Here is a 23,729-nt window from a genome sequence, read left to right on the forward strand (position 1 = left end):
GGTGATGACGGGCGCGGAATGCGTCTCCGTCGCGGTGATGATTTCGGTTCGATCGTGTGCGATGACCATTGTCAGCTTCTTCCTGGCAGGTTCGTGCTCGAGCAGGTGACAGGGGAGAGGGAGGACCCACGGCCACCGCGGTCGGCGCGAAGAACGCGCACGTATCGCAGCCGACATGTGGGGGACACACCGGGGATGGTGGCCGTGGATCCGGTTCGGGAAATCTGTGTGGCGGTGCTGTTCATGTCAGTACGCGCCCTTCGGGTGGATCATGACGCGCGCGGTGCGGACCATGATCATGAGGTCGTTGGTGACCGACCAGTTCTCGACGTAGCGCAGGTCGAGTCGGACGCTCTCGTCCCAGGAGAGGTCGCTGCGACCGCTGACCTGCCAGAGGCCGGTGATGCCGGGCTTGATGTACAGGCGGCGGTAGACGCGTCCGTCGTAGCCGACGACCTCGCTGGGCAGCGGCGGCCGGGGGCCGACGATGCTCATGTCGCCGATGAGGACGTTCCAGAACTGGGGCAGCTCGTCGAGCGAGTACTTGCGCAGGACGGCTCCGACGCGTGTGATGCGCGGGTCGTTCTTCATCTTGAAGAGAAGACCGGACCCCTCGTTGGCTGCTTTGAGAGCGATGAGCTCGCTCTCGGCGGAGGTGCGCATGGTGCGGAACTTCAGGATGCCGAACTCGCGGCCGTCGCGACCGATGCGGGTCTGACGGAAGAAGACGGGGCCGCCGTCGTCCATCTTGATCGCGAGGGCGACGAACATGCCGATGAGAGTGATCGGGATCATCGCGATCACGGACAGGGCGATGTCCATCGCGCGCTTCATGGAGTGCGCGCCACCCTCGAAGCGGGGGATCTCGACGTGGATGAGCGGCAGGCCGTCGATCGGCTTCAGCGAGATGCGCGGTCCCGCGACGTCGGCGAGGCGGCCGGAGAGGATGAGCTCGGCTGCCGTGCCCTCGAGGTCCCAGCTCAGACGCTTGATGAAGTCGGGGTCGTCAGGCGGCGTGCTCGCGACGATGATCGTGTCGGCCTCGACAGCCCGGGCGTGCATCGACACGAGGCCCATCCGGCCGAGGACGGGATAGGCGCGGCCGTCGACGACGATGGTGTCGCGGTCGGCCTCGGGGGTCGTCGCCCCGACCACGTGGAAGCCGAGGCCGCGGTTGGCCGCGAGATTGCGGATGACGTATTCGACGTCGTGCTCCGTGCCGGCCACGATGACGCGGGAGGCGTAGTGGCCGAACTCGCGCTGGCGGGCGAGCCAGCGGCGCCAGCCCCAGCGCGCGGTGATCAGGGAGAGCAGTCCGACGGGAAGCGCGACGAGCAGGATCATGCGGATGCCGCTCCACTGGAACACCACGAACAGCATGGCGAGCACGCCGAACGCCGCCGCGGTCGCATGGGCGACCCGCTTGTACTCGGTCGCCCCGGTGCCCAGCACCTTCGGCGAGCGGGTCTGGAACATCCACAGCAGCAGCACCCAGGCGGCGAGGGTGATGGCCGCGACGCGCATCACGACACCCACTTCCGGCGACGTGGCGCGCAGGCCGATGGTGTCGATGCCTGCGGCGAGCGCGGTCACCGCGACGACGATGATGCCGTCGGTGATACGGAGACGCCGCACGTAGCGGCGCTCCCACATCCGGCGTCGCTCGAGGGAGGGCTGCACGCGCGGCATGACCGTCGGAGCCGAGCGAGAGGTGTGGGCCGTCGTCGACACGCGCGACGCCTCGACGCGCCGCAGCGTGCTGCGCGTCGGTGCGATGACCGCGGCGATCGGCAGGTAGGCCGCGGCGTTCGCGGCTGCCGGATCGGTGACCGTCGCCTCGACGGTCGTCACGACAGCGCAGCGGTCAGCTGCACGCCGGACATGGCGTCCTCAGACATATATCGTTTTCCCCAGTAAACGATGAGACGACCGAAGCCGTCCATTCCCCAGTTCACGCAATCTGTCGAGCCCCAGCCCGACATGCGAGACATCCCACTGCCCCACCTGCGTGGCTCCCCGTGGCGGCGTCGAAGACGGCACTACATGAGAGTTCCTTCATCCTAGGGTCGCAGGTCGCGAGCTGTCCACCCGGAGGTGGGTGATTGTTCATCTTCCCTGCTGGCGCATAGGAACGTCGTGCGCGCACAACGCGGGTGCTCAGCCGATCATGCCGACGAGCGCGTCGAGTCCCATTCCGTAATTCACGCGCTGCACGGGCAGGGCGAGCTTGTCCGAGCCGATGGAGACGTACCCCGGCTCGATCGTGCGGCCCATCTCGTAGCCGGCCTGCGCCACGCCGTGCTTGGTCACGTCGTTGTAGTGGCCGAACGGATACGCCACGACCTCCTTCACCCCGAGCACCGACGCCGACATCTCCAGGTCGGCGGCGATCTCGTCGGCGCTGGAATTGACCATCCGGCCCTGACCGTTGTCGCCGGCGCGGTGCATGTCATGGGTGTGCGACCGGCGCAGCACGTAGGGGTTCGGCGCAGCATCCTGTCGCCACGCGGTGATCATGAACGACGTGGTCATGACCTTGTACTTCTCCACCACGGGTGCGGCGAGGTCGAACCAGGTCTGGTCCGCATCGTCGTCGGTGACGATCACCGAGTGGTTCGGCGCCTCGACCGTGGCGGCCTTCTTTGCGCCCCTTGGTCACGGCGGCGGGGGCCTCCTCGACGGACTCGTCGCCGTCCTCGAGATCGGTGACGTCGAGTTCCTCGACGTCGACCTCGTCGTCCTCGCCGGGCTCGTCGTCATCGGCCTTGGCCTTGCCCTTGGCGGGCGCCTTGCGGCGGTGGTCTTCTTGGCAGCGGGCTTGGCGGCCGCCCTCTTGGCGGGAGCCTTCTTCGCGGCCGCGGACGTCTTCGTCGCGGCGGCGACCTCTTCGGTGGGGACCTCGGTGTCGACGTCCTCGGTGGTGCGTGTGCGGGTGGTGGTCTTCGTGCCTGCGGTCACGATTCGCCTTTCACCGGCAGACGGGCGTCAGCGCGTCCCCCGGTCGTCTTCGGACACTAGTAAGACCCTTGTCAAGTCCCGCGGCGCCGAGATGAGTCGGGTCAACGGTTGACAACGGGTCAGTTCTTCCAGTATCGCACAGGACCGGGGAGCCTCTGCACCCCGATGCGTGCGTCTGGAAGATGCAACGCCGGCGCTGTGCCCGGCATTCCGCGCTAGGGGCGCTTGTCGTCCTCGCCGGTGGGGCGACTGGCGAGGAAGCGCTCCAGCTCGGCCGCGAGCTCGTCGGCGCTCGGGAGATCACCGGTGTGGATGATCGGGGTCGCGAGGGTGGAACCTGCCATGTAGGAGTCGTAGCGCTCCTCGAGACCCTCGAGCATGCGCTTGAGCTCGTCGTTGCCTCCGACCTGCTCATCGACCTTGGCGATGTACTCGCGGTTCTCCTCGCGCAGGCCCTCGCCCGCGAAGATGAGCCCGGTCGCCACCGTGAGGCTGTCGAGCGCCGCGAGCGTCGCGGCCGGGTACTCCGTGTCGCCGAGGTAGTGCGGCACGAGCAGCACGAAGCCGGCGACGCGGGCACCCGCTTCAGCGAAGCGGTACTCCAGCAGATGGCCGACGGTCGAGGGCACCTGGGTGTGCGGCTGCCACACGGAGTGCGCCTCGGTGAGCTCGGACCGCGTGCCGCTGACGGTCGTGCCGATCGGACGGGTGTGCGGCACCGGCATGGGGATGGCGTGCACCCAGGTGACCGAGGAGATCCCCAGTTCGTCGGCGAGGTCGAGTACCGTGCGGGCGAACGCCTCCCACGCGAAGTCGGGCTCGTAGCCGGCGAGCAGCACGAACGGCTGACCCATGGCGTCGTGGACGAGCAACAGCTCGAGACGCGGCGGCCGGAAGTCGGTCAGGTGATCCTGCTCGAACGACACGATCGGGCGGCGCGCGCGATAGTCCAGCAGCACGTCGTTGGAGAAGCTGACCAGCAGCGACGGCTCGAGATCATCGCGGAAGTAGTCGACGAGTCCTGAGACCGCTCCCCCGGCATCCGTGAATCCCGTGAGCGAGATCACGAGCGGCAGCCCGGCGGGCACGGGCGGCGCTGAGACGGCGCGATCGAACAGGGGTGCGGGCCAGGGCATGAGTCCACTCTACGAGCCGGTCCCGACGGCCCGGCGCGGCTCCGTCCCGCTCAGAGCGAACAGCCTCCGTAGGATGGAGGACATGTCGTTTCCCGAGCTCTCCCGCTCCACTGCACCTCTCCGGGAGGCGGACGCAGACGCCCTCCTCCTGGCCCTCCCGCCCGTCGATCGCGACGGCTCCCCCTCCCTCGAGGAGTGGCCGGGGCTGCGTGAGAGCCTTCTCGCGACGGGCTTCACCGGGGCGCCGAACGCCTACCAGCGCGTGCACCTCCCCGACGTGACGTCCCGCCCGGTGGCCGTCGTCGGCACGGGTGCGGACCCGGATGCCGCAGCCCTCCGTGAAGCGGGCGGCACCGGCCTCCGCCTCCTCACCGGCTTCGAGACGGTCGCCGTCGCGGCGCCGTTCGCCGATCCCGCCGATTGGAGCGCGCTGGCCGAAGGTGCGCTGCTCGGCGGATACCGGTTCGACGGCTACAAGACCGGCGACCCGAAGCGCCGCGCCGCGCGCGTGGTCGTCCACGCCCCCGCCGACGAGTCGCGTGACGCCGTGGACGCCATCACCGCCGTGGCGAGCGCCGTCGCGTTGACGAAGGACCTCGTCTCGATCCCCGCCGAGTGGCTCGGACCCGCCGACCTCGCCGACAAGGCCATCGAGGCCGTCGCGGGCCTGCCCGTCTCCGTCGACGTCTGGGACGAAGAGGCCCTCGCGAAGGAGGGCTTCGGCGGGATCCTCGGCGTCGGCCAGGGCTCGGATCGCCCCCCGCGCCTCGTGCGCCTGGACTATGCGCCGGCCGGCGCGACCCGTCACGTGGCCCTCGTGGGCAAGGGCATCACCTTCGACACGGGCGGCCTCTCCCTCAAGCCCGCCGCCAGCATGGTCGGCATGAAGTACGACATGTGCGGAGCCGCCACGGTTCTGTCGGTCGTGCGGGCCGCAGCATCCCTCGCCCTGCCCGTGCGCGTGACCGCATGGATGTGCATCGCCGACAACATGCCCTCGGGGCGCGCCACGCGTCCGGGCGACGTGCTGCGGATGCTCGACGGCACCACGGTCGAGGTGCTCAACACCGACGCCGAGGGTCGGCTCGTGCTGGCCGACGGGCTCGTCGCCGCCAGCCGCGAGCACCCCGACCTGATCGTGGACGTCGCCACCCTCACCGGCGCGATCACGGTGGCGCTGGGCACCCGCACCGCCGGAGTGATGGGTGAGGACGACGCGGTCGCCCGGTACCTGGATGCCGCGGCCACGACCGGCGAGATGGCGTGGCAGCTGCCGCTCCCGGCCCACATGGTCGAGGACCTCGACTCCCCCATCGCCGACCTGCAGAACGCCAAGATCGGCGACCCCGCCGGCGGCTCGCTCTTCGCCGGACTCTTCCTGCGCCACTTCGTCGGGCGCGTGTCCGACGAGGCCGACGCCCCGCGCATCCCCTGGGTGCACCTGGACATCGCCGGTGTCGGCATGAACAAGGGCGGCGCCTACGGCTACGTCGACAAGGGGCCGACGGGCGCCACGGTGCGCTCCCTGATCCGCCTGCTCGGCGAGGAGGCCGCCCGGTGACCGATCACCGCTTCGACGTCGTCATCCTCGGCGGAGGGAGCGGCGGGTACGCCGCGGCCCTGCGCGCGGCGGAGCTCGGCAAGTCGGTCGCCGTCATCGAGAAGGACAAGCTCGGCGGCACGTGCCTGCACCGCGGCTGCATCCCGACCAAGGCCCTCCTGCATGCGGCCGAGGTCGCGGACGCCGCGCGCGACGCCCCGTCCATCGGCGTGCGCGCGAGTCTCGAGGGCATCGACCCCGAGGGCGTCCGCGCCTACCGCGAGGGCATCGTCGCGAAGAAGTTCAAAGGGCTCGAGGGCCTGATCAGAGCGCGCGGCATCACCGTGGTGCCCGGTTCGGGCACGCTCGAGGCCGGTCCCGCCGTGCGTGTCGGAGAGGACCTCTACGCCGGCACGGACGTCATCCTCGCCACCGGCTCGTACAGCCGCTCGCTTCCCGGACTCGAGGTGGGCGGTCGCGTCCTCACGAGCGAGGAGGCGCTGGGCCTGCCGGAGATCCCGCGGCGCGTGATCATCCTCGGCGGCGGTGTCATCGGCGTGGAGTTCGCCAGCGTGTGGAAGTCCTTCGGCGCCGAGGTCACGATCATCGAGGCGCTCGATCACCTCGTGCCCGCGGAGGACGTCTCCTCCAGCAAGGCGCTCGAGCGCGCGTTCCGCAAGCGCGGCATCGTGTCATCGCTCGGCGTCCGCTTCGCCTCGGCGGAGCAGACGGCCGACACGGTGACCGTCACGCTCGAGAACGGCTCCACCTTCGAGGCGGAGTACCTGCTGGTCGCGGTGGGCCGCGGGCCGGTGACGACCGGTCTCGGCTACGAGGAGGCCGGCGTCACCCTGGAGCGGGGCTTCGTCGTCACCGACGAGCGCTTGCGCACCGGGGTGCCGCACGTGTGGGCCGTCGGCGACATCGTCCCGGGGCTGCAGCTCGCGCACCGCGGCTTCCAGCAGGGGATCTTCGTCGCGGAGGAGATCGCCGGGCTCGACCCCGTCGTGGTACCCGACCTGCAGGTGCCCAAGGTGACCTACAGCAACCCCGAGGTCGCCTCCGTCGGCTGGACCGAGGCGCAGGCCGTCGCTGCGCGCGGCGCGGACGCAGTGGTGAGCTACGAGTACAACCTCGCAGGCAACGGCCGCAGCGAGATCATCGGCACCTCCGGCATCGTGAAGGTCGTGAGGGAGAAGAACGGTCCCGTGCTGGGGATGCACCTCGTCGGCGCACGCGTCGGAGAGCTCATCACCGAAGGACAGCTCGCCGTCGCCTGGGAGGCGCACCCGGAGGACATCGCCCCGTTCATCCACGCGCACCCCACGCAGAGCGAGGCCCTCGGCGAGGCGTTCCTCGCGCTCGCCGGCAAGCCCCTGCACGCACTCTGACCCCTGGCGTCCCGCCCACGAGGCGCGCGTCACTAAGCTGGACAAGACATCGGCATTATGAAGGAGACATCGTCATGAGCACTTCTGTGGTCCTCCCCGCGCTCGGCGAGAGCGTCACCGAGGGAACGGTCACCCGCTGGCTCAAGAAGGTCGGCGACACCGTCCAGGAGGACGAAGGGCTGCTCGAGATCTCGACCGACAAGGTCGACACCGAGATCCCCTCGCCCGTGAGCGGCGTCCTCGAGCAGATCATGGTCGAGGAGGACGAGACCGTCGAGGTCGGCGCCGTCCTGGCGATGATCGGCGACGGCTCCGGTTCGTCGGGCGACGCGCCCGCAGCCGACTCCGCCGAGGCGCCCGCCGAGGCGGCACCCGCTGAGGAAGCACCTGCCGCCCCTGCCGAGGAGGCTCCCGCGGCTCCCACCCCGGCTGAGCAGGCCCCCGCCGCTGCGGCTGCTCCGGCGGCGGACTCCGGCTCTTCCGCCGGCACCGATGTCGTGCTCCCGGAGCTCGGCGAGAGCGTCACCGAGGGCACCGTCACGCGCTGGCTCAAGCAGGTCGGCGACACCATCGAGGTCGACGAGCCGCTCCTGGAGATCTCGACCGACAAGGTCGACACCGAGATCCCGTCGCCCGTCGCCGGCACGCTCCAGGCGATCCTGGTGAACGAGGACGAGACCGTCGAGGTCGGCGCGGTCCTCGCCCGCATCGGCGAGGGGGCGGCCGCCGCTCCCGCTGCGGCGGCTCCTGAGGCTCCGTCGACCGAGCAGCCCGCCGCCGCAGAGCAGCCCGCCGCTCCGGCTCCCGCAGCTCACGCGCCGGCACCCGCCGCGGCTCCTGCACCGGCTCCGGCCGCCGCGCCGGCACCTGCCGCAGCTCCTGCACCTGCCGCCGCGCCCGCACCGGCTCCGGCCGTAGCGCCGGCGGCCGCACCGGCGCCCGCGGCAGCCTCGTCGTCTGACGACGACGCCGTCACGTACGTCACCCCGCTGGTGCGTCGCCTGGCCCAGCAGAAGGGCGTCGACCTCGCGTCGATCACCGGCACGGGCGTGGGTGGGCGCATCCGCAAGGAAGACGTCCTCACGGCCGCCGAGGCCGCCTCCGCCGCAGCATCCGCTCCCGCTGCAGCCCCGGAAGCCGCTGCTCCCGCGCCCGCCGCCCTTGAGGTCTCGCCGCTGCGCGGCACGACGCAGCCGATGTCGCGTCTGCGCAAGGTGCTCGCCGAGCGCGCCGTCGCTTCGATGCAGTCGACGGCTCAGCTGACGACGGTCATCGAGGTCGACGTCACGAAGCTGGCGAACTACCGCGACAAAGCGAAGGGCGACTTCCAGGCGAAGACGGGCGACAAGCTCTCCTTCCTGCCGTTCTTCGCCCTCGCCGCCGCGGAGGCGCTCCAGGCGTACCCGATCATCAATGCCACCGTCGACGGCACGAACATCGTGTACCCGCCCAAGGAGAATCTCTCCATCGCGGTCGACACCGAGCGCGGACTGCTCACGCCGGTCCTGCGTGAGGCGGCCTCGAAGTCGATCGCGCAGATCGCCCACGAGATCGCCGACCTGGCCGCCCGCACGCGCGACAATAAGCTGAAGCCCGACGAGCTCGCCGGCGGAACCTTCACGCTGACCAACACCGGTTCGCGCGGAGCGCTCTTCGACACGCCCGTCGTCTTCCTGCCGCAGTCGGCGATCCTCGGCACCGGTGTCGTGGTGAAGCGTCCCGGCATCGTGACGGTCGACGGCAAGGACGCGATCTCGGTGCGCTCCGTGGTGTACCTGGCACTGTCCTACGACCACCGCATCATCGACGGCGCGGACGCCGCCCGCTTCCTCGGCGCGGTCAAGGCCCGTCTCGAGGCTGCGCAGTTCGAGAGCCAGCTCGGTATCTGAGTCGGCCGCATCTGAGTCACCCGCCCTGCTCCGCGACGTCATGGATGTCGCGGAGCAGGGCTTTTCCGGCGGTGAGGACCAGCACGACCAGCTGTGACGTCGCGCCCGTCGCGGTGGCGTCGACCCGCACCACCGCCGCCCCGCCGTACTCGTCCAGAAGCGTGATGGACCGCTGTCCGCCGGGCAGGTCGGCCGCTCCCGCAGGGAAGACCCGCGCGGGATCTTCGGCGACGGTCGCCAGACACCCCGCCTCGCCCGCGCAGGCGGTGCGCGCCGCGAGCAGCGCTTCGGCGGCGTCCACCCATCCTCCGCCCGTGCCGCCCGGCGTCGACGGGGCCGCCACGGGAGGCTGAGCGCCCGGGTCGGGCGCGGGTGCGGGCGCGGGCGCGGGCTCCGGCGGCGGTCCCGGTGACGGGATCGGCGCCGCAGCATCGGTCGGCACGGCCTCCGTGCTGCCGCCCGGCACCCCGCCCTCCCCTGCGCTGCCTTCCGCGGCATCGGCCGCGACCGGTGATCCCCCGGCGGGATCGACCCCGCCGCCCGGCCACATGAGCCCCGCACCGACGACGACCACCACGATTCCGGCCGCCAGCACCCACGGAGCTCGCCTGCTCCGTGTCGGGCGCCGGAGTCGCCGCCACACCGATGTCACGGCCTGCGACGCGGCGTCGGCGATGTCGCCGTCCACGTGCGCCGCGATGAGGTCGGCCCATCGCGCCCGGCGCTCCGGCCCGGCTGCCTCCGGGACATCCGGCACGCCCGCCGTCCGCGCCCGCTGCGGGGTCAGCATCGTGGTCGCGAGCGGCGCCGGCTCGCCGACCGCGAAGAGCGACGCCTCCAGCCGATCGACGTCGCGCATCAGCGCGCGCCGGTCGTCGAGTGCGTCCCGGACGTCGAGGATCGCGTGACGCAGAGCACCGTGCGCATGGTCGCCGAGCTCCGCGAGCAGTTCCGCCGTCGACCTGCCCGCCTCGGTCGCACCGGTCGCGAGCACCGGTCGCCCGGCATCCGTCAGCCACCAGGTGCCGTGCGGCTCGGGAATCCCCGCCGCCGCGCACTCCGCCGCGCCGCGCAGCAGGCTCACTGCGCACGTGAGGCACTCACCGTCCGACAGCGGCGCGTCGGCGCCGCGCCGACGGACGAGGAACGCGTCGGCACGCTCGACGCAGTGCGGCAGGGCGACATCGTGTCCGTCGGCTCGACGAACGATGTCGCAGGGCGACAGCAGGTGACCGGAGGCCGCGGCATCCCATCCCGCCCACTCCTCTTCGAGCACGTCCGCGTCGACGAGCACATGCGCCTCACCCTGCGGCGTGTGCACGAGCAGACCGGGCCACGGCGCCTCGGGCGGCGCCACGGCCCGCATGACGCGGTAGCCGCGGAGAAGACGCGGTGCGGGCGGGAGAAGGTCGATCGTCACCCTCCGATCGTCGTGGTCGGGGGCGAAGCGACGACGACTGAGGACCGTGATCAGCGGGATCGCCGGGCCCGCCGCACGCTGGGGAGGAGGGGCGGGAGCCGAGGAGCGCGGAACGGTATCCTGGATCCATGGCAGCACGCACCGCCGCGCCCGAGAAGCGCCCTGGATTCTTCTCCCAGCTCCGCACCCTCTTCCGCTTCACGAAAGAGGCGTACCCCTGGCTGCCCTATGTGCTGGTGGGCATCCTCCTCGTCGGCATCGGACTGGGCGTGCTCATCGGGTTCCTCCTGCCGCCGGTCGCCGTCTGGAGCGTCATCCTGTGGGGTGTCACGGGCCTGATGCTCGGCATCCTCGCGGCGCTGATGACGATGACCCGGCTTTCGAGCACGGCGATGTACAAGAAGATCGACGGGATGCCGGGCGCAGCCGGCCACGTGCTGTCCACGTCGCTCGGACGCAAGTGGCAGTCCGGTGACATGCCCGTGGGCATCAACCCCAAGACGCAGGAAGCCGTCTACCGCGCCATCGGCCGCGGCGGCGTCGTCATCGTCGGCGAGGGCGCGCGCGGACGGCTCACGCGACTCGTCAACGAGGAGCGCTCGAAGGTGCAGCGCGTCGCGCAGGGCGTCCCCGTGACCGTCCTCTACGTCGGCCACGGCGACGACGAGGTGCCGATCGGCAAGCTCCCCTCGACGATCAAGGCGCTTCCGAACGCGATCGACCGCGGCACCATGGCTGCGGTCATCAAGCGCGTCGAGTCCGTCTCGCAGTCGCTGGCATCGCTGCCGATCCCGAAGGGGATTGACCCGACCCGCGCCCGCGCGCCGCGTCCGCGGTAGCGCTCAGGCGCGCACCAGCACCGTCCCGACGGCCTTGTCGTGCAGGCCGCGACGGTCGGTGTCCCAGATGACGGCCGGGATGACGATGGCGAGCAGCAGCGAGCGCACGATGGGCCGCCAGAGGCCGGTCCACTCGCGGTCCACGCGCATGAGCCGCAGTCCGAAGATGCGGTGGCCGGGGCTCCCGCCGATGGTCGGGATGAAGATCGCCTGCAGGACGATGAACACCGCCATGGGCGCGAACGTCGTCAGGCCCGACTCGTCGGGCAGAGCGAACGAGCGGTAGCCGAGGAAGGCTGTCGCGATGACCGTCGCCGAGACCCAGTCCACGGCGAGGGCGCCGATGCGCCGGCCGAGGTGGGCGATGCTCCCCGATCCGGTCGGGGGAAGTCCGAGGCGCTCGCCTGGATACGATGAATCTGCAAGCGTTTCGGACACACTCCCAGCGTAACGGGCGACGCGTAACACGCTCGAAACATGGGGGATACTGCCGGGACACGCCCTCTCGATAGCGTCGAGCACGTCCGCACTGCGGACGACCCGATGCCCTACCTCTGGAGTCTCCATGTTCAGTGATTCATCCGAGGTGCTGAAGTTCATCAAGGACGAGGACGTCAAGTTCCTCGACATCCGGTTCACGGATCTTCCTGGCGTCCAGCAGCACTTCAACATCCCCGCCTCGACGGTCGACGAGGAGTTCTTCACCGTCGGCCAGCTGTTCGACGGCTCCTCCATCCGGGGCTTCGCCAACATCCACGAGTCGGACATGCAGCTGATCCCGGACGTCACCACGGCGTACCTCGACCAGTTCCGCGAGGCGAAGACGCTGATCATGATCTTCGACATCTACAACCCGCGCAACGGCGAGATCTACCACAAGGACCCGCGTCAGGTCGCCAAGAAGGCGGAGAAGTACCTCGCCTCCACCGGCATCGCCGACACCGCGTTCTTCGCCCCCGAGGCGGAGTTCTACATCTTCGACGACGTCCGCTACGAGGTGAAGCAGAACTCCAGCTTCTACTCCGTCGACTCCGAGGAAGGCGCCTGGAACACCGGCCGTGTGGAAGAGGGCGGCAACCTCGCCAACAAGACGCCCTACAAGGGCGGATACTTCCCGGTCAGCCCGGTCGACAAGACGGCCGACCTCCGCGACGACATCACCCTCAAGCTGATCGAGGCCGGCTTCGTGCTCGAGCGCTCGCACCACGAGGTGGGCACCGGCGGTCAGCAGGAGATCAACTACCGCTTCGACACCATGGTGCACTCGGCGGACGACATCCTGAAGTTCAAGTACATCGTCAAGAACACCGCCGAGCAGTGGGGCAAGGTCGCGACCTTCATGCCCAAGCCGCTCTTCGGCGACAACGGCTCCGGAATGCACACGCACCAGTCGCTGTGGCTCGACGGCAAGCCCCTCTTCTACGACGAGAAGGGCTACGGCGGACTCTCCGACATCGCCCGCTGGTACATCGGCGGCCTGCTCGCCCATGCCCCCGCGGTGCTGGCGTTCACCAACCCGACGATCAACTCCTACAAGCGTCTGGTCAAGGGCTACGAGGCTCCGGTCAACCTGGTCTACTCGGCCGGCAACCGCTCGGCTGCCATCCGCATCCCGATCACGGGCTCGAACCCGAAGGCCAAGCGCATCGAGTTCCGCGCGCCCGACGCCTCCGGCAACCCGTACCTCGCCTTCGCCGCGCAGATGATGGCGGGCCTGGACGGCATCCTGAACCGCATCGAGCCGCACGAGCCGGTCGACAAGGACCTGTACGAGCTTCCCCCCGAGGAGGCGAAGAACATCCCGCAGGTTCCGAACTCGCTGCTCGACTCGCTCGAAGCGCTGCGCGCCGACCAGGAGTTCCTGACCCGCGGCAACGTCTTCACGCCCGAGCTCATCGAGACGTGGATCGAGTACAAGATCGAGAACGAGATCCAGCCGATCAACGCCCGTCCTCACCCGTTCGAGTACGAGCTCTACTTCGGCGTCTGACACACGCACCGCGAAGGGCCCCGGCGTCATGCCGGGGCCCTTCGTCGTGAGTGCCCTGCCGCGTCCCGCCCGGCCCTCGCGAAACGTCGCAACACGCCGCGCACGCGCGCAACGGCACGGCGTGTTGCGACGTCTCGCGAGAGAGGGACAGCGGGACCTGTCGCGTCGCGGCCCGCTCAGCCGTAGAAGAGCTTCTCGAACACGCGCCGGGCGCGGCGCGAGGCGGCGAAATAGTCCTCCTCGACCTGCGTGGCCGAGCGCGGTTCGTAACCGAGAAGACGGCCGATGCCGTCCAGGCGCCGGCGGTCCACCGGCAGCACATCGCTCGTCTGACCCGACAGGAGCGTGTTCGCCGAGCGAAGCCGGCTCGACAGCCGCCACGCCTCCTGCAGCCGGTCCGCCGCGTCGGCCGAGACGATGCCGGCCTCCTGCGCCGCGCGGAGCGCCTGAATGGTCGAGGTGGTGCGCAGGCCCGGCACGTCGTGCCCGTGCTGCAGCTGGATCAGCTGAACGAGCCACTCCACATCGCTGAGCGACCCCGGCCCGAGCTTGAGGTGACGGGCCGGATCGGCGCCCTGCGGGAGCCGCTCGCTCTCGACCCGGGCCTTGATGCGCTTGATCTCCCGAAGGCCCTGCTGGTCGACGGATGCCGGATAGCGCACGTCGTCGGCGAGCTCGAGGAACGCGGTGATCAGCTTGACGCTGCCTGCGACGCCGCGCGCCCGCAGCAGCGCCTGCGCCTCCCACGACAGCGACCAGCGGCGGTAATACTCCGCGTAGGCGTCGAGCGAGCGCGCCAGCGGCCCGTTGCGGCCTTCGGGGCGCAGATCGGCGTCGAGGTCGAGCGGCACGCGGTGGTCCTCCGACAGCCGCCGCAGACCGGCGACGACCTTCAGTGACAGCTCGGCCGCGCGCTGCGCGTCGACGCCGTTGGCGCGGTAGACGTACAGGATGTCGGCGTCGGAGCCGAAGCCGAGCTCGCGCCCCCCGAAGCGGCCCATCGCGATGACGGCGAAGTCCATCGCCGCGTCCTCCGGCGGGACGATGTCGCGCCAGACCGCCCGCAGCGTGGCCTGGATCGTGACATCGGTGATCGTCGTCAGCGCCTCGGCGACCTGCTCGATGGTGACGACGCCCACGATGCCCGACATCGCCGTGCGCAGCAGCTCGCGGCGTCGCAGCGCGCGCACCGACTTCATCGCGTCGTCGAGATCGGTGTGGCGGGATTGGATGGCCCGCGCCTCCGCCTGCAGGGCCAGTCCCGAGCGCGGCTGGAGCGACTCGTCGGAGTCGAGCCAGGCGACCGACTCCGGGATCCACTCCATCAGCTCGCCGATGTACCGAGAGCCTGACAGCACCCGCGTCAGGCTCTCCGCCGCCGCGGACGAGTCGCGCAGCATCCGGAGGAACCACGGCGTGCTGCCCAGTCGCTCGCTGATCCGACGGAACGCCAGCAGGCCGTAGTCGGGGTCGACACCGTCGGCGAACCACCGGATCATGACCGGCATGAGATGCCGCTGGATCGTGGACTTCCGGCTCAGGCCGGTGGTGAGGGCGGCGATGTGGCGGAGGGCGCCGACGGGGTCGGCGAAGCCGATGGCGGCGAGACGGTCGTGCGCCTGGGCGGTGGAGAGCACCCGCCCGTCCTCAGGGAGGGCGGCGACGGCCGACAGCAGCGGACGGTAGAAGAGGCGGACGTGGATGTCGCGGACCTCGCGCTTGACCGACTCCCACAGCTCCCAGACCGCCGGGCCGCTCTCGGCGAGCCCCGATGACCGCGCCAGCGTGCGGAGGTCCTCCGGCTTCTCGGGCATGAGGTGGGTGCGCGACAGGCCGCGCAGCTGCAGGCGGTGCTCGAGCAGGCGCAGCACGCGGTAGTCGCGGGAGAAGGCCGCGGCATCCGCTCGACCGATGTAGCCCTCGGCCACGAGCGCGTCGAGGGCGACCAGGGTGCCGCGCGCGCGGATGCCCTCGTCGCTCAGCCCGTGCACCAGCTGCAGCAGCTGCACGGTGAATTCGATGTCGCGGATGCCGCCGGGTCCGAGTTTCAGCTGGAACGGCACGTCGCGGGCCGGGATGTTGTCGGTGACGCGTTCGCGCATGCGCTGGACGTTGTCGACGAAGTTCTCGCGCGCGCCGCTCGTCCATACCTTGGGTTGGACGGCCGCGACGTACTGCTCCCCCAGGGCGAGGTCGCCGGCGAGCGGACGGGCCTTGAGGAGTGCCTGGAACTCCCAGCTCTTGGCCCACCGGTCGTAGTACGACAGGTGCGAGCCCAGCGTGCGCACGAGCGCGCCCTGCTTGCCCTCCGGACGCAGATTCGCGTCGACCTCCCACAGCGGCGGCTCGATCTCGGCGCCGGAGACACCGCGCATCGTCTGCACCGCGAGCCGCGTCGCGATGTCGATGCCGCGGCTCTCGGTGATGTCGGTCCCGTCCGCCACCTCGGAGACGAAGATGACGTCGACATCGCTGACGTAGTTGAGCTCCCGGGCGCCGGCCTTCCCCATGCCGATGATGGCCAGGCGCACCGCCGCGACCTCCTCGCGGGGGAACAGACCGGCGCCGGTCGCTCCGCCGGAGACGCGGGTGCGCGCCACCGCCAGCGACGCGTCGAGGGCGGCACCCGCGGCATCCGCGAGTCTCATCGACACCAGCGGGACGACGTCCACCGGCGAGGGGTGCAGCAGGTCGAAGGCCGCGATGCGCGCCAGCATCCGCCGGTAGCCGACCCGGAGCGCGACCCAGGCGGCCTCTCCCCCGTCGGCGGCGAACCCGTCCGTCACGTGCACGGCCTCGGTCAGCGCGTCGCGCAGCTCGTCGTCGCCCGGCAGGGACCCACCCGCGTGGATGAGGTCGCGGAGCTCCTCGGGATGCCGCAGGTAGAAGTCCGCGAAGCCCTGCGAGGCCCCGAGGAGCGCCCAGACTACCCGTCGTCCCTGCGGCTCGTGCAGCGTGACGCGGACCGGTTCGGCGCGACGGCGTGCGACGCGGGCGATCGCCGTGAGCGCGGCATCCGGATCGGCCGCCGTGGCGGCGTCGGCGACGAGCTCGTCGCGGGGCAGGCCGAGGAGCTCCTCCAGCTCGGTGAGCAGCGCTTCGGCCTCACCGAGATCGCTGAAGCCGCGTCGGGCGAGGTCCGTCAGTGCGGAGGAGCGCTCGATACCGGCCACGATGCGGACGATCCGCTCAGAGCATCTCGAGGTTGCTCTTCAGCTCGAAGGGCGTGACCTGGGAGCGGTACTCCTGCCACTCCTTGCGCTTGTTCAGCAGCACGTAGTTGAAGACCTGCTCGCCGAGCGTCTCGGCGACGAGCTCCGACTCCTGCATGTACTCGAGAGCGTGGTCGAGGCTCGCCGGCAGCGGGGCGTAGCCCAGGGCGCGGCGCTCCGAGTCGGTGAGCGACCAGACGTTGTCCTCGGCCTCGGGCGGGAGCTCGTAACCCTCCTCGATCCCCTTGAGGCCGGCGGCCAGCATGAGCGCGTAGGCCAGGTACGGGTTCGCGGCGGAGTCGAGGGCGCGGTACTCGACGCGCGAGGACTGGCCCTTGTTCGGCTTGTAGAGCGGGACGCGCACGAGGGCCGAGCGGTTGTTGTGCCCCCAGCAGATGAAGCTGGGCGCCTCGTCACCGCCCCAGAGGCGCTTGTAGGAGTTGACGAACTGGTTCGTCACCGCGGCGATCTCGTTGGCGTGGCGCAGCAGTCCGGCGATGAACTGTCGTCCGACACGCGAGAGCTGGTACTGCGCGCCCTCTTCGTAGAACGCGTTCGTGTCGCCCTCGAAGAGCGACATGTGGGTGTGCATGCCGCTGCCGGGCTTGCCGCTGAGGGGCTTCGGCATGAATGTCGCGTAGACGCCCTGCTCGATGGCGACCTCTTTGATCACCGTGCGGAACGTCATGATGTTGTCGGCCGTCGCGAGGGCGTCTGCGTACCGCAGGTCGATCTCGTTCTGACCGGGGCCGCCCTCGTGGTGGCTGAACTCGACCGAGATGCCGAGGTCTTCCAGCATCCGGACCGACCGGCGCCGGAAGTCGTGCGCAGTGCCTCCGGGCACGTTGTCGAAGTAGCCCGCGGAGTCCACCGGCACCGGGCCGTCCTGGCCGTAGGTGGAGGACTTCAGCAGGTAGAACTCGATCTCGGGGTGCGTGTAGAACGTGAAGCCGGCGTCGGCGGCCTTGGCCAGCGTGCGCTTGAGGACGTGCCGCGGGTCGGCCACGGCGGGCTGGCCGTCGGGCGTCGTGATGTCGCAGAACATGCGCGCGGTGGGGTCGATCTCGCCGCGCCACGGCAGGGTCTGGAACGTCGTCGGGTCGGGGTGGGCGAGCAGGTCGGACTCGAACGAGCGAGTCAGCCCCTCGATCGCCGACCCGTCGAATCCGAGGCCCTCGGCGAACGCGCCCTCGACCTCGGCGGGCGCGATCGCGACCGACTTGAGGGTGCCGATCACATCGGTGAACCACAGGCGGACGAACTTGACGCCGCGCTCCTCGATCGTGCGAAGAACGAAGTCCCGCTGCTTGTCCATCGAGTCCCTTCCGAAGCCGGTCACGCCTCCGCCAGACTATCTTCCGTCGACGTGGCATCCGTGTCCGCGCCGCGGTGCGGCGCCGTCATGGCGTGAGGTCAGTCGTCCTCGCGCGCCTCATCCTCGGCCCACTGCCGTGAGCGCTCGGCGAGCAGCGCGGGAGCACCGGCGGCCTCCTCGGCCGTGTCGAACGGGCCGGCGCGGTCGATGGCGGGCGACTCGTAGCCGCGCTCCACCGCCTTGGTGGTGAAGTTGTACCAGTACTTCTCGCTGTCGCTCGTCACCATGACTCCTCGCTGTGTCGGCCCCGCGGGGCGCTACCGATCCTAGTGATCGGGTCGATGAGCCTGGATAGGGTGTGAGCATGGCAACAGAGACGGCCGCGAAGAAGACGGCAGTGGGCATCGACATCGGCGGCACCGGGATCAAGGGTGCGCTGGTGGACCTCGACGAGGGGACGCTGCTGACGGACCGCGTCAAGGTGGCCACGCCGACCGGTGCGGAGCCGCCGGACGTGCTGAAGGCGGTCAAGGAGGTCTTCGCCCGGCTCGAGGTGGAGGACTCCGCGACCCCGCTGGGGGTCGCCTTCCCCGCGATCGTGAAGAACGGCCGCACGCTGTCCGCCGCGAACGTCTCGGACAAGTGGATCGGGTTCGAAGCGGAGAAGTTCTTCGAGGACGGCCTGGGCCGCGAGATCCACTTCGCCAACGACGCCGACGTCGCCGGCATCGCCGAGGTGCGCTACGGCGCCGCGCGCGGCAAGGACGGCCTCATCCTGCTCACCACCCTCGGCACGGGCATCGGCTCGGCACTGCTGTATGACGGCGTGCTCATCCCGAACACCGAGCTCGGCCACGTGCAGCGCGCGGAGCACAAGCACGACGCGGAGCACTACGCCGCCTACTCGGCCATGGAGCGTGAGAAGCTCGACTTCCCGAAGTGGGCCAAGCGCCTGCAGTGGTACTACAGCTACCTGGAGTTCCTCTTCAGCCCCGACCTGTTCATCGTGGGCGGCGGCGTGTCCAAGCACGCCGACGAGTTCCTGCCCCTGCTTGACCTCCACACGCCGATCGTCCCGGCGGTGCACCGCAACAACGCCGGCATCATCGGCGCGGCCGCGCTGGCCGCTCCGATCCGCGAGGCGCTCCCGGCGCGCACGGCCTGAGCGAGCGCCCTCAGAGGCCGGCGCGGCATGAGCGGGCACGGTCCAGCCGTGCGAGAGGGCGAATGGGCCGGCCTGTACGCCGGGTTCTGTCCGGGGGCGTGAGCCCCGTGGACGGTCATCTCTCTCGGCGACACGTTGCCGTGCCGCTCCAGCGGCCTACCCGAGGACTCGGCGAGCCGCGTCAGCATCCTCTGTCTGGCCTTGCTCCGGGCGAGGTTTACCTTGCGGGCCGTGTCGCCACGACCCCGGTGGTCTCTTACACCGCCGTTTCACCCTTACCGCGGCCGAAGCCGTGGCGGTCTGTTCTCTGTGGCACTGTCTCGCGGATCACTCCGGGTGGGTGTTACCCACCGCCCTGCCCTGTGGAGCCCGGACGTTCCTCGGCGCTGCGGCGAACCGCAGCGACGCGACCGTCCAGCCGACCCATTCGCCCGTGAAGTCTACCGGCGCGGCACGACGGCTCCGTGTCAGGCCTTGTCCGCGCTGTCGGTGATGCGCAGATCCAGGGGGAAATCCAGCGGGAAGTCTCCGAAGAGCAGACGGGCAGCGGCCGCCGCGGCCCCCTGCACCGCGGCGGCCGCCTCCTCCGCGCGGGCCGCGGGAGCGTGCACGATGACCTCGTCGTGCAGGAAGAACGCCAGGTGCGGGCGACGCGAGAAGACGACACCGGAGCGGGACGCGGCATCCGACTCGTCCACCGGATCGATCGCCCACAGCCGGCCGCGGAGGTCGGCCATCCACGCGAGCGCCCACTCGGCCGCCGTGCCCTGAACGACGAAGTTGCGGGTGAACCGGCCGAGGTCGCGCGCGCGCCGCCGCGCCCGCGCCTCGTCTGCCTCGGTGGCGTCGGCCTCCGTCGCCCGCGACTGCTCTTCGCGCCACTCCGTTGACGGCGCGGGCGAGGAGCGCCCGAGCCAGGTGGACACGACACCGCCGTCCTCCCCCACCCGGGCGGCGTCGTCGACCAGCGCCATCGCCTTCGGGAACGTGCGCCGGAGCCGCGGCACGAGCTGTCCGCTCGCCCCGGTCGTGGCGCCGTACATCGCGCCGAGCAGCGCGCCCTTCGCCTCCGCGCGGGTCGACACCGCGCCGCTGTCCACGACGCCCTCGTAGAGATCGCGTCCGCGGGCGGCGTCGGCGAGCGCAGTGTCGCGGGCCATGGCGGCTAGCACGCGCGGCTCGAGCTGCGCCACGTCGGCCACGACGAGCACCCACCCCGGGTCGGCCCGCACGGCCGAGCGGAGCTGCCGCGGCACCTGCAGCGCGCCGCCGCCGGTCGAGGCCCATCGGCCGGTGACCACGCCCGCGGGCACCAGCACGGGCCGGAACCGGCCGTCGGCGACCCACTCGTCCAGCCACGCCCAGCCGTTCGCGGCGTACAGCCGAGCCAGACGCTTGTACTCCAGGAGCGGCTCGATCGCGGGATGGCTGTGCCGCAGCAGCTCCCACTTGCCGGTCGTCTCCACCTGCACGCCGACACGGTGGAGCGCGCGCAGCAGCTTCGGCTGCGAGTCGATGGAGACGGTCGGGTCGCCCAAGGCATCGCGCACCACGGTCGCGGCGGCGGCCAGCTTGACCGGCACGGCGCCGGAGGGCGGCCGCGGACCGAGGGCGGCCTCGAGCTGCTCCTCGTGCACGGCGGCGTCCCACGGCAGTCCCGCGGCGCGCATCTCCGCGGCGACCAGCGCGCCGGCCGACTCCGCCGCGAGCAGCAGCCGCAGGCGTCCGGGATCGGCCGAGCCGTCGACGGCGTCGCGCTGTCGGGCGAACTCCGCCAGCACGGCGGAGGCGTCATCGGGCGGGCCGGCCGGGGGTGCGAAGGTGTCGTCGAGCTCGAAGAGCGCCGGCGCAGCGGATGCTTCGGCCACCGCGCCCGCGCGATCCCACTCCGTCGCGGAGCGGAGCGCAGCGGCATCCGTCACCGACGCGGCGTCGCGGATCACCGCGTGGGCCAGGCGCAGGTCGTGGCAGCGCGAGACGCGCACGCCGGCGGACAGCAGCGCGGGGTACCACGCGGCGGCATCCGACCAGACCCACCGGGGTGCGTGGGCCGCCTCGCGCTCGGCGATCCACGCGGCCAGGGCCGCGGCATCCACCGCCGTCCGCTCGATCTCGCGCGCCTGCGCGTCCAGCAGGACGGCCTCGACGCGGGACGCCGCGCGTCCGAGCACGATCCACGCCGGGGCGTCACCGATGCCGGTCACGACCCCTCCCGGTGTCGGGCGTCACCGATGCCGGTCACGACCCCTCCCGGTGTCGGGCGTCACAGCCCCGAGTCGTCGGTGCGCACGAGGATGCTGCCGCACTCGGGGCAGAACACGACGTCGTCCTCCGCGGCCAGGCGGAGCTTCTGCAGGTCGGTGCCGGCGAGCACCATGCGGCAGCCCTCGCAGGTGCGATCGGTCAGACGGGCGGCGCCCGAGCTGCGCGGCAGCAGTCGCGCGTAAAGGGCGAGGAGGTCGGCAGGGATCGTCGCCGCGATCGCCTCCCGGTCGCGCGTGGCCGCCTCGATCGAGGCGGTGGCCTCGGCGACGACGCGCTTGGCCTCCGCGCTGAGCTCGGCGCCGTCGGCGTTCACCTGCGCGATGACGATCTCCTGCTCGACCACGGCGGCGTCGGCCTGCTCGAGCTTCTCCATCAGCTCCAGCTCCGCGTCCTCGAGGTCGCCCTTGCGCTTGGTCAGCGAGAGCAGCTCGCTCTCGAGGCCCTGAGCCTCCTTGGGATTGCTGGAGGCGGCAAGCCGCTCGGTGTCGCGCGCCCGGCGGGCGTCGACGACGGCCACATCCGACTCGATGCGCGCGAGCTCCGAGCGGAGGTCGTCGCGCACGCCGAGCCGTGACGACAGCTGATGCGAGAGCTCGCCCCGACGCGCGACCAGCTCCTGCACGCGGGCGGCCTGCGGCGGGTTGGCGCGGGCGCGCTCCGCGCGGGCGATGCGGGCGTCCAGCTCGGCGACGTCCACGAGGCGGATCTGGTCTGCGTAGCTGGCTTTCACGTCCACAAACCTACCGCGCGGGATGCCGCGGTCCGCCGGTCGATCCGATGGTCGTCCGTCATGCTGCCCCCGCCTCCGTCGCGTGCGGTCTAGCATGCGAGGACGCCCACGACGAGGAGAGCACGATGAGCCTTCTGCGCACGAAGTCGGTCGAGCAGTCGATCGCCGACACCGACGAACCCGACTTCAAGCTGAGGAAGTCGCTCACCGCCCTGGACCTCACGATCTTCGGGGTCGGCGTCGTGATCGGCGCGGGCATCTTCACCCTCACCGGGCGCGCCGCGCACGACGTGGCCGGTCCCGCGATCGTGCTCAGCTTCGTCGTCGCGGCCATCGCCTGCGCGCTGGCGGCGATGTGCTACGCCGAGTTCGCCTCCACCGTTCCCGTCTCAGGGTCGGCGTACACGTTCTCCTACGCCTCGCTGGGCGAGCTGTTCGCCTGGATCATCGGCTGGGATCTCATCCTGGAGATGTTCCTCGGCGCGAGCGTCGTCGCCCAGGGCTGGAGCGCCTACCTCAAGGTGTTCCTGGGGCAGATCGGCATCGTGCTGCCCGACGCGATCAGCCATGGCGGCGTCGTGGACATCGTCGCGATCATCTTCGTGCTCGTCCTCGGCGGCCTGATGACGCTGGGCATCAAGGAGTCGATGCGCGTCAACCTCGTGCTCGTGGCGGTGAAGCTGTTCATCGTCCTGTTCGTCATCGTCATGGGCATCGGCTTCATCAGCTCGGCGAACTACTCCCCCTTCGTGCCCGACGCGGTGCCGACGGCCTCCGAGAGCGGATTCCACCAGCCGCTCATCCAGTTCATCTTCGGCCTGCCGCCCGTCACGTTCGGCGTGGGGGGGATCCTCGCCGGTGCGGCCCTCGTGTTCTTCGCCTACATCGGCTTCGACGTCGTGGCCACGACCGCCGAGGAGACCAAGAACCCCCAGAAGGCGCTGCCGATCGGCATCATCGCGTCGCTGGCGATCTGCACCGTGCTCTACTGCGCCGTCGCGATCGTGGTGACCGGCATGGTCCGCTACGACGAGCTCGATCCCTCGGCCGCCCTCGCCGCGGCGTTCAGCTACCACGGGCAGGGATGGATGGCCACGGTCATCGCCGCCGGCGCGGTGGCCGGACTGACGACGGTCGTGCTGACCCTCATGATCGGCGCCACCCGCATCATCTTCGCAATGTCGCGCGACGCGCTGCTGCCCCGCGGTCTGGCGAAGGTGCACCCGAAGTTCCGCACCCCGTGGGTGACCTCGATCCTCGTCACGGTCGTCGTCGCGATCGTCGCCGGCGTCACGCCGATCGGCGCGCTGGAGGAGATGGTGAACATCGGCACCCTGTCGGCGTTCGTGCTCGTCTCGGTCGCCGTCATCGTGCTGCGCCGCACGCGGCCCGACCTGCAGCGCGGCTTCCGCGTGCCCCTGAGCCCGTTCCTGCCCGCGCTGTCGGCGCTGGTGTGCATCTACCTGATGCTCAACCTGCCGGTCGACACCTGGCTGCGGTTCCTCGTGTGGCTCGCCATCGGCTTCATCATCTACTTCGGGTACTCGCGTCGGCACGCCCGCGTCGGGCAGCCCGACTACGTGGACGTCACGCGCCCCCGGGTCGTCAGCGGCCCGGACCAGGCGAAGAGGTCGCCGGGCACGAAGAAGTAGGGCGACTCCACCGTCGCGCGGCGTCCGGAGGTCGGGATGGTGGGCCCTGCCGGGATCGAACCGACGACATCCACGGTGTAAACGTGGCGCTCTACCAGCTGAGCTAAAGGCCCCTGTCGCTCCAGTCTACGGTCGCGACCAGCCCGACACCGGAGCGCCCGGACACCCGCGACTCGCTAGGCTGAGAGATGGTGCGCCGTGCATGCTCCACCGAGCCCGCCTCCGCC

General features: G+C 70.7%; 18 protein-coding genes, 1 tRNA gene and 1 other RNA gene. 8 read left to right on the forward strand and 12 right to left on the reverse strand.

The genetic code is table 11. The features are described 5' to 3' along the window. Positions 1–246: 246 nt before the first annotated feature. Both CVS47_RS07285 and CVS47_RS07290 read right to left on the reverse strand, forming a co-directional pair. A complete protein-coding gene (locus CVS47_RS07285) occupies positions 247–1,851 on the reverse strand; it encodes a sugar transferase (protein WP_127094415.1) in 1,605 nt (534 codons plus the stop codon). Positions 1,852–2,157: 306 nt separating this feature from the next. Further along, positions 2,158–2,607, reverse strand: a complete 450-nt coding sequence (locus CVS47_RS07290) for a polysaccharide deacetylase family protein (RefSeq protein WP_241240311.1) — start codon at positions 2,605–2,607, stop codon at positions 2,158–2,160. On the opposite strand from CVS47_RS07290, the gene CVS47_RS07295 reads away from it, so the two are divergent. Next, a complete protein-coding gene (locus CVS47_RS07295) occupies positions 2,597–3,070 on the forward strand; it encodes a hypothetical protein (RefSeq protein ID WP_127095501.1) in 474 nt (157 codons plus the stop codon). The two genes, CVS47_RS07290 and CVS47_RS07295, sit on opposite strands and share 11 nt — an antisense overlap. 103 nt (positions 3,071–3,173) lie before the next feature. Here the strand turns inward: CVS47_RS07295 and CVS47_RS07300 are convergent, their stop codons facing one another. Beyond that, positions 3,174–4,094 (reverse strand): proteasome assembly chaperone family protein, encoded by a 921-nt coding sequence (locus CVS47_RS07300; RefSeq protein ID WP_127095490.1) that lies wholly within the window; start codon positions 4,092–4,094, stop codon positions 3,174–3,176. Positions 4,095–4,176: 82 nt separating this feature from the next. On the opposite strand from CVS47_RS07300, the gene CVS47_RS07305 reads away from it, so the two are divergent. From CVS47_RS07305 to sucB, 3 genes are all read left to right on the forward strand, one after another. Then, positions 4,177–5,655: a leucyl aminopeptidase gene (locus CVS47_RS07305; protein ID WP_127095491.1), complete on the forward strand. Its 1,479-nt coding sequence runs from the start codon at positions 4,177–4,179 to the stop codon at positions 5,653–5,655. Then, positions 5,652–7,025: a dihydrolipoyl dehydrogenase gene (gene lpdA / locus CVS47_RS07310; protein ID WP_127095492.1), complete on the forward strand. Its 1,374-nt coding sequence runs from the start codon at positions 5,652–5,654 to the stop codon at positions 7,023–7,025. Before CVS47_RS07305 ends, lpdA begins: the two co-directional genes overlap by 4 nt. Before the next feature lie 74 nt (positions 7,026–7,099). Beyond that, on the forward strand, positions 7,100–8,914 hold the full coding sequence (gene sucB, locus CVS47_RS07315) for a 2-oxoglutarate dehydrogenase, E2 component, dihydrolipoamide succinyltransferase (protein ID WP_127095493.1): 1,815 nt from the start codon (positions 7,100–7,102) through the stop codon (positions 8,912–8,914). A 16-nt stretch (positions 8,915–8,930) separates the two neighbouring features. Here the strand turns inward: sucB and CVS47_RS07320 are convergent, their stop codons facing one another. After that, the gene (locus CVS47_RS07320; protein WP_127095494.1) at positions 8,931–10,334 is read right to left on the reverse strand and encodes a hypothetical protein; all 1,404 of its coding nucleotides are present in this window, start codon (positions 10,332–10,334) and stop codon (positions 8,931–8,933) included. Positions 10,335–10,462: 128 nt separating this feature from the next. On the opposite strand from CVS47_RS07320, the gene CVS47_RS07325 reads away from it, so the two are divergent. Beyond that, on the forward strand, positions 10,463–11,173 hold the full coding sequence (locus CVS47_RS07325; protein ID WP_127095495.1) for a DUF4191 domain-containing protein: 711 nt from the start codon (positions 10,463–10,465) through the stop codon (positions 11,171–11,173). Between the two features lie 3 nt (positions 11,174–11,176). Here CVS47_RS07325 and CVS47_RS07330 read toward each other — a convergent pair whose 3' ends face one another. Next, a complete protein-coding gene (locus CVS47_RS07330; protein WP_241240310.1) occupies positions 11,177–11,611 on the reverse strand; it encodes an RDD family protein in 435 nt (144 codons plus the stop codon). 127 nt (positions 11,612–11,738) lie between these two features. On the opposite strand from CVS47_RS07330, the gene glnA reads away from it, so the two are divergent. Further along, entirely contained in the window at positions 11,739–13,163 is a 1,425-nt protein-coding gene (gene glnA, locus CVS47_RS07335) for a type I glutamate--ammonia ligase (RefSeq protein ID WP_127095496.1), read from the forward strand. 176 nt (positions 13,164–13,339) lie between these two features. Here glnA and CVS47_RS07340 read toward each other — a convergent pair whose 3' ends face one another. The 3 genes from CVS47_RS07340 to CVS47_RS07350 all read right to left on the reverse strand — a co-directional run bounded on the left by CVS47_RS07340 (position 13,340) and on the right by CVS47_RS07350 (position 17,977). Next, entirely contained in the window at positions 13,340–16,336 is a 2,997-nt protein-coding gene (locus CVS47_RS07340) for a bifunctional [glutamine synthetase] adenylyltransferase/[glutamine synthetase]-adenylyl-L-tyrosine phosphorylase (RefSeq protein ID WP_127095497.1), read from the reverse strand. 16 nt (positions 16,337–16,352) lie between these two features. Then, positions 16,353–17,690: a glutamine synthetase family protein gene (locus tag CVS47_RS07345; RefSeq protein ID WP_127095498.1), complete on the reverse strand. Its 1,338-nt coding sequence runs from the start codon at positions 17,688–17,690 to the stop codon at positions 16,353–16,355. A 98-nt stretch (positions 17,691–17,788) separates the two neighbouring features. Next, positions 17,789–17,977 (reverse strand): SPOR domain-containing protein, encoded by a 189-nt coding sequence (locus CVS47_RS07350; RefSeq protein ID WP_378790797.1) that lies wholly within the window; start codon positions 17,975–17,977, stop codon positions 17,789–17,791. A gap of 77 nt (positions 17,978–18,054) precedes the next feature. Here CVS47_RS07350 and ppgK point away from each other — a divergent pair, with 77 nt between their 5' ends. Beyond that, complete coding sequence (gene ppgK / locus CVS47_RS07355) at positions 18,055–18,855, forward strand: polyphosphate--glucose phosphotransferase (protein ID WP_127095499.1); 801 nt, start codon at positions 18,055–18,057, stop codon at positions 18,853–18,855. 59 nt (positions 18,856–18,914) lie between these two features. On the opposite strand, the gene rnpB is transcribed toward ppgK, so the two are convergent. The 3 genes from rnpB to CVS47_RS07370 all read right to left on the reverse strand — a co-directional run bounded on the left by rnpB (position 18,915) and on the right by CVS47_RS07370 (position 21,850). Next, positions 18,915–19,281: RNase P RNA component class A (rnpB, locus tag CVS47_RS07360), an RNA gene on the reverse strand. Positions 19,282–19,322: 41 nt separating this feature from the next. Further along, positions 19,323–21,059 (reverse strand): bifunctional 3'-5' exonuclease/DNA polymerase, encoded by a 1,737-nt coding sequence (locus CVS47_RS07365; RefSeq protein ID WP_241240312.1) that lies wholly within the window; start codon positions 21,057–21,059, stop codon positions 19,323–19,325. 59 nt (positions 21,060–21,118) lie between these two features. Continuing rightward, positions 21,119–21,850, reverse strand: a complete 732-nt coding sequence (locus CVS47_RS07370) for a zinc ribbon domain-containing protein (protein WP_127095502.1) — start codon at positions 21,848–21,850, stop codon at positions 21,119–21,121. Positions 21,851–21,975: 125 nt separating this feature from the next. Between CVS47_RS07370 and CVS47_RS07375 the strand changes: the two genes are divergently transcribed. After that, positions 21,976–23,502 (forward strand): amino acid permease, encoded by a 1,527-nt coding sequence (locus CVS47_RS07375; protein ID WP_127095503.1) that lies wholly within the window; start codon positions 21,976–21,978, stop codon positions 23,500–23,502. Between the two features lie 37 nt (positions 23,503–23,539). On the opposite strand, the gene CVS47_RS07380 is transcribed toward CVS47_RS07375, so the two are convergent. After that, positions 23,540–23,615: transfer RNA gene (locus CVS47_RS07380), tRNA-Val, on the reverse strand. Positions 23,616–23,729 lie beyond the last annotated feature (114 nt).

This window comes from Microbacterium lemovicicum, assembly GCF_003991875.1.
In the GTDB taxonomy this organism is placed as follows: Bacteria; Actinomycetota; Actinomycetes; order Actinomycetales; family Microbacteriaceae; genus Microbacterium; species Microbacterium lemovicicum.

Coding starts and splice junctions, on each gene's coding strand:
- CVS47_RS07300 (WP_127095490.1), bottom strand. CDS start 4,094: ATGCCCTGGCCCGCACCCCTGTTCGATCGCGCCGTCTCAGCGCCGCCC.
- CVS47_RS07305 (WP_127095491.1), top strand. CDS start 4,177: ATGTCGTTTCCCGAGCTCTCCCGCTCCACTGCACCTCTCCGGGAGGCG.
- sucB (WP_127095493.1), top strand. CDS start 7,100: ATGAGCACTTCTGTGGTCCTCCCCGCGCTCGGCGAGAGCGTCACCGAG.
- CVS47_RS07325 (WP_127095495.1), top strand. CDS start 10,463: ATGGCAGCACGCACCGCCGCGCCCGAGAAGCGCCCTGGATTCTTCTCC.
- glnA (WP_127095496.1), top strand. CDS start 11,739: ATGTTCAGTGATTCATCCGAGGTGCTGAAGTTCATCAAGGACGAGGAC.
- CVS47_RS07345 (WP_127095498.1), bottom strand. CDS start 17,690: ATGGACAAGCAGCGGGACTTCGTTCTTCGCACGATCGAGGAGCGCGGC.
- CVS47_RS07350 (WP_378790797.1), bottom strand. CDS start 17,977: ATGGTGACGAGCGACAGCGAGAAGTACTGGTACAACTTCACCACCAAG.
- ppgK (WP_127095499.1), top strand. CDS start 18,055: ATGGCAACAGAGACGGCCGCGAAGAAGACGGCAGTGGGCATCGACATC.
- CVS47_RS07375 (WP_127095503.1), top strand. CDS start 21,976: ATGAGCCTTCTGCGCACGAAGTCGGTCGAGCAGTCGATCGCCGACACC.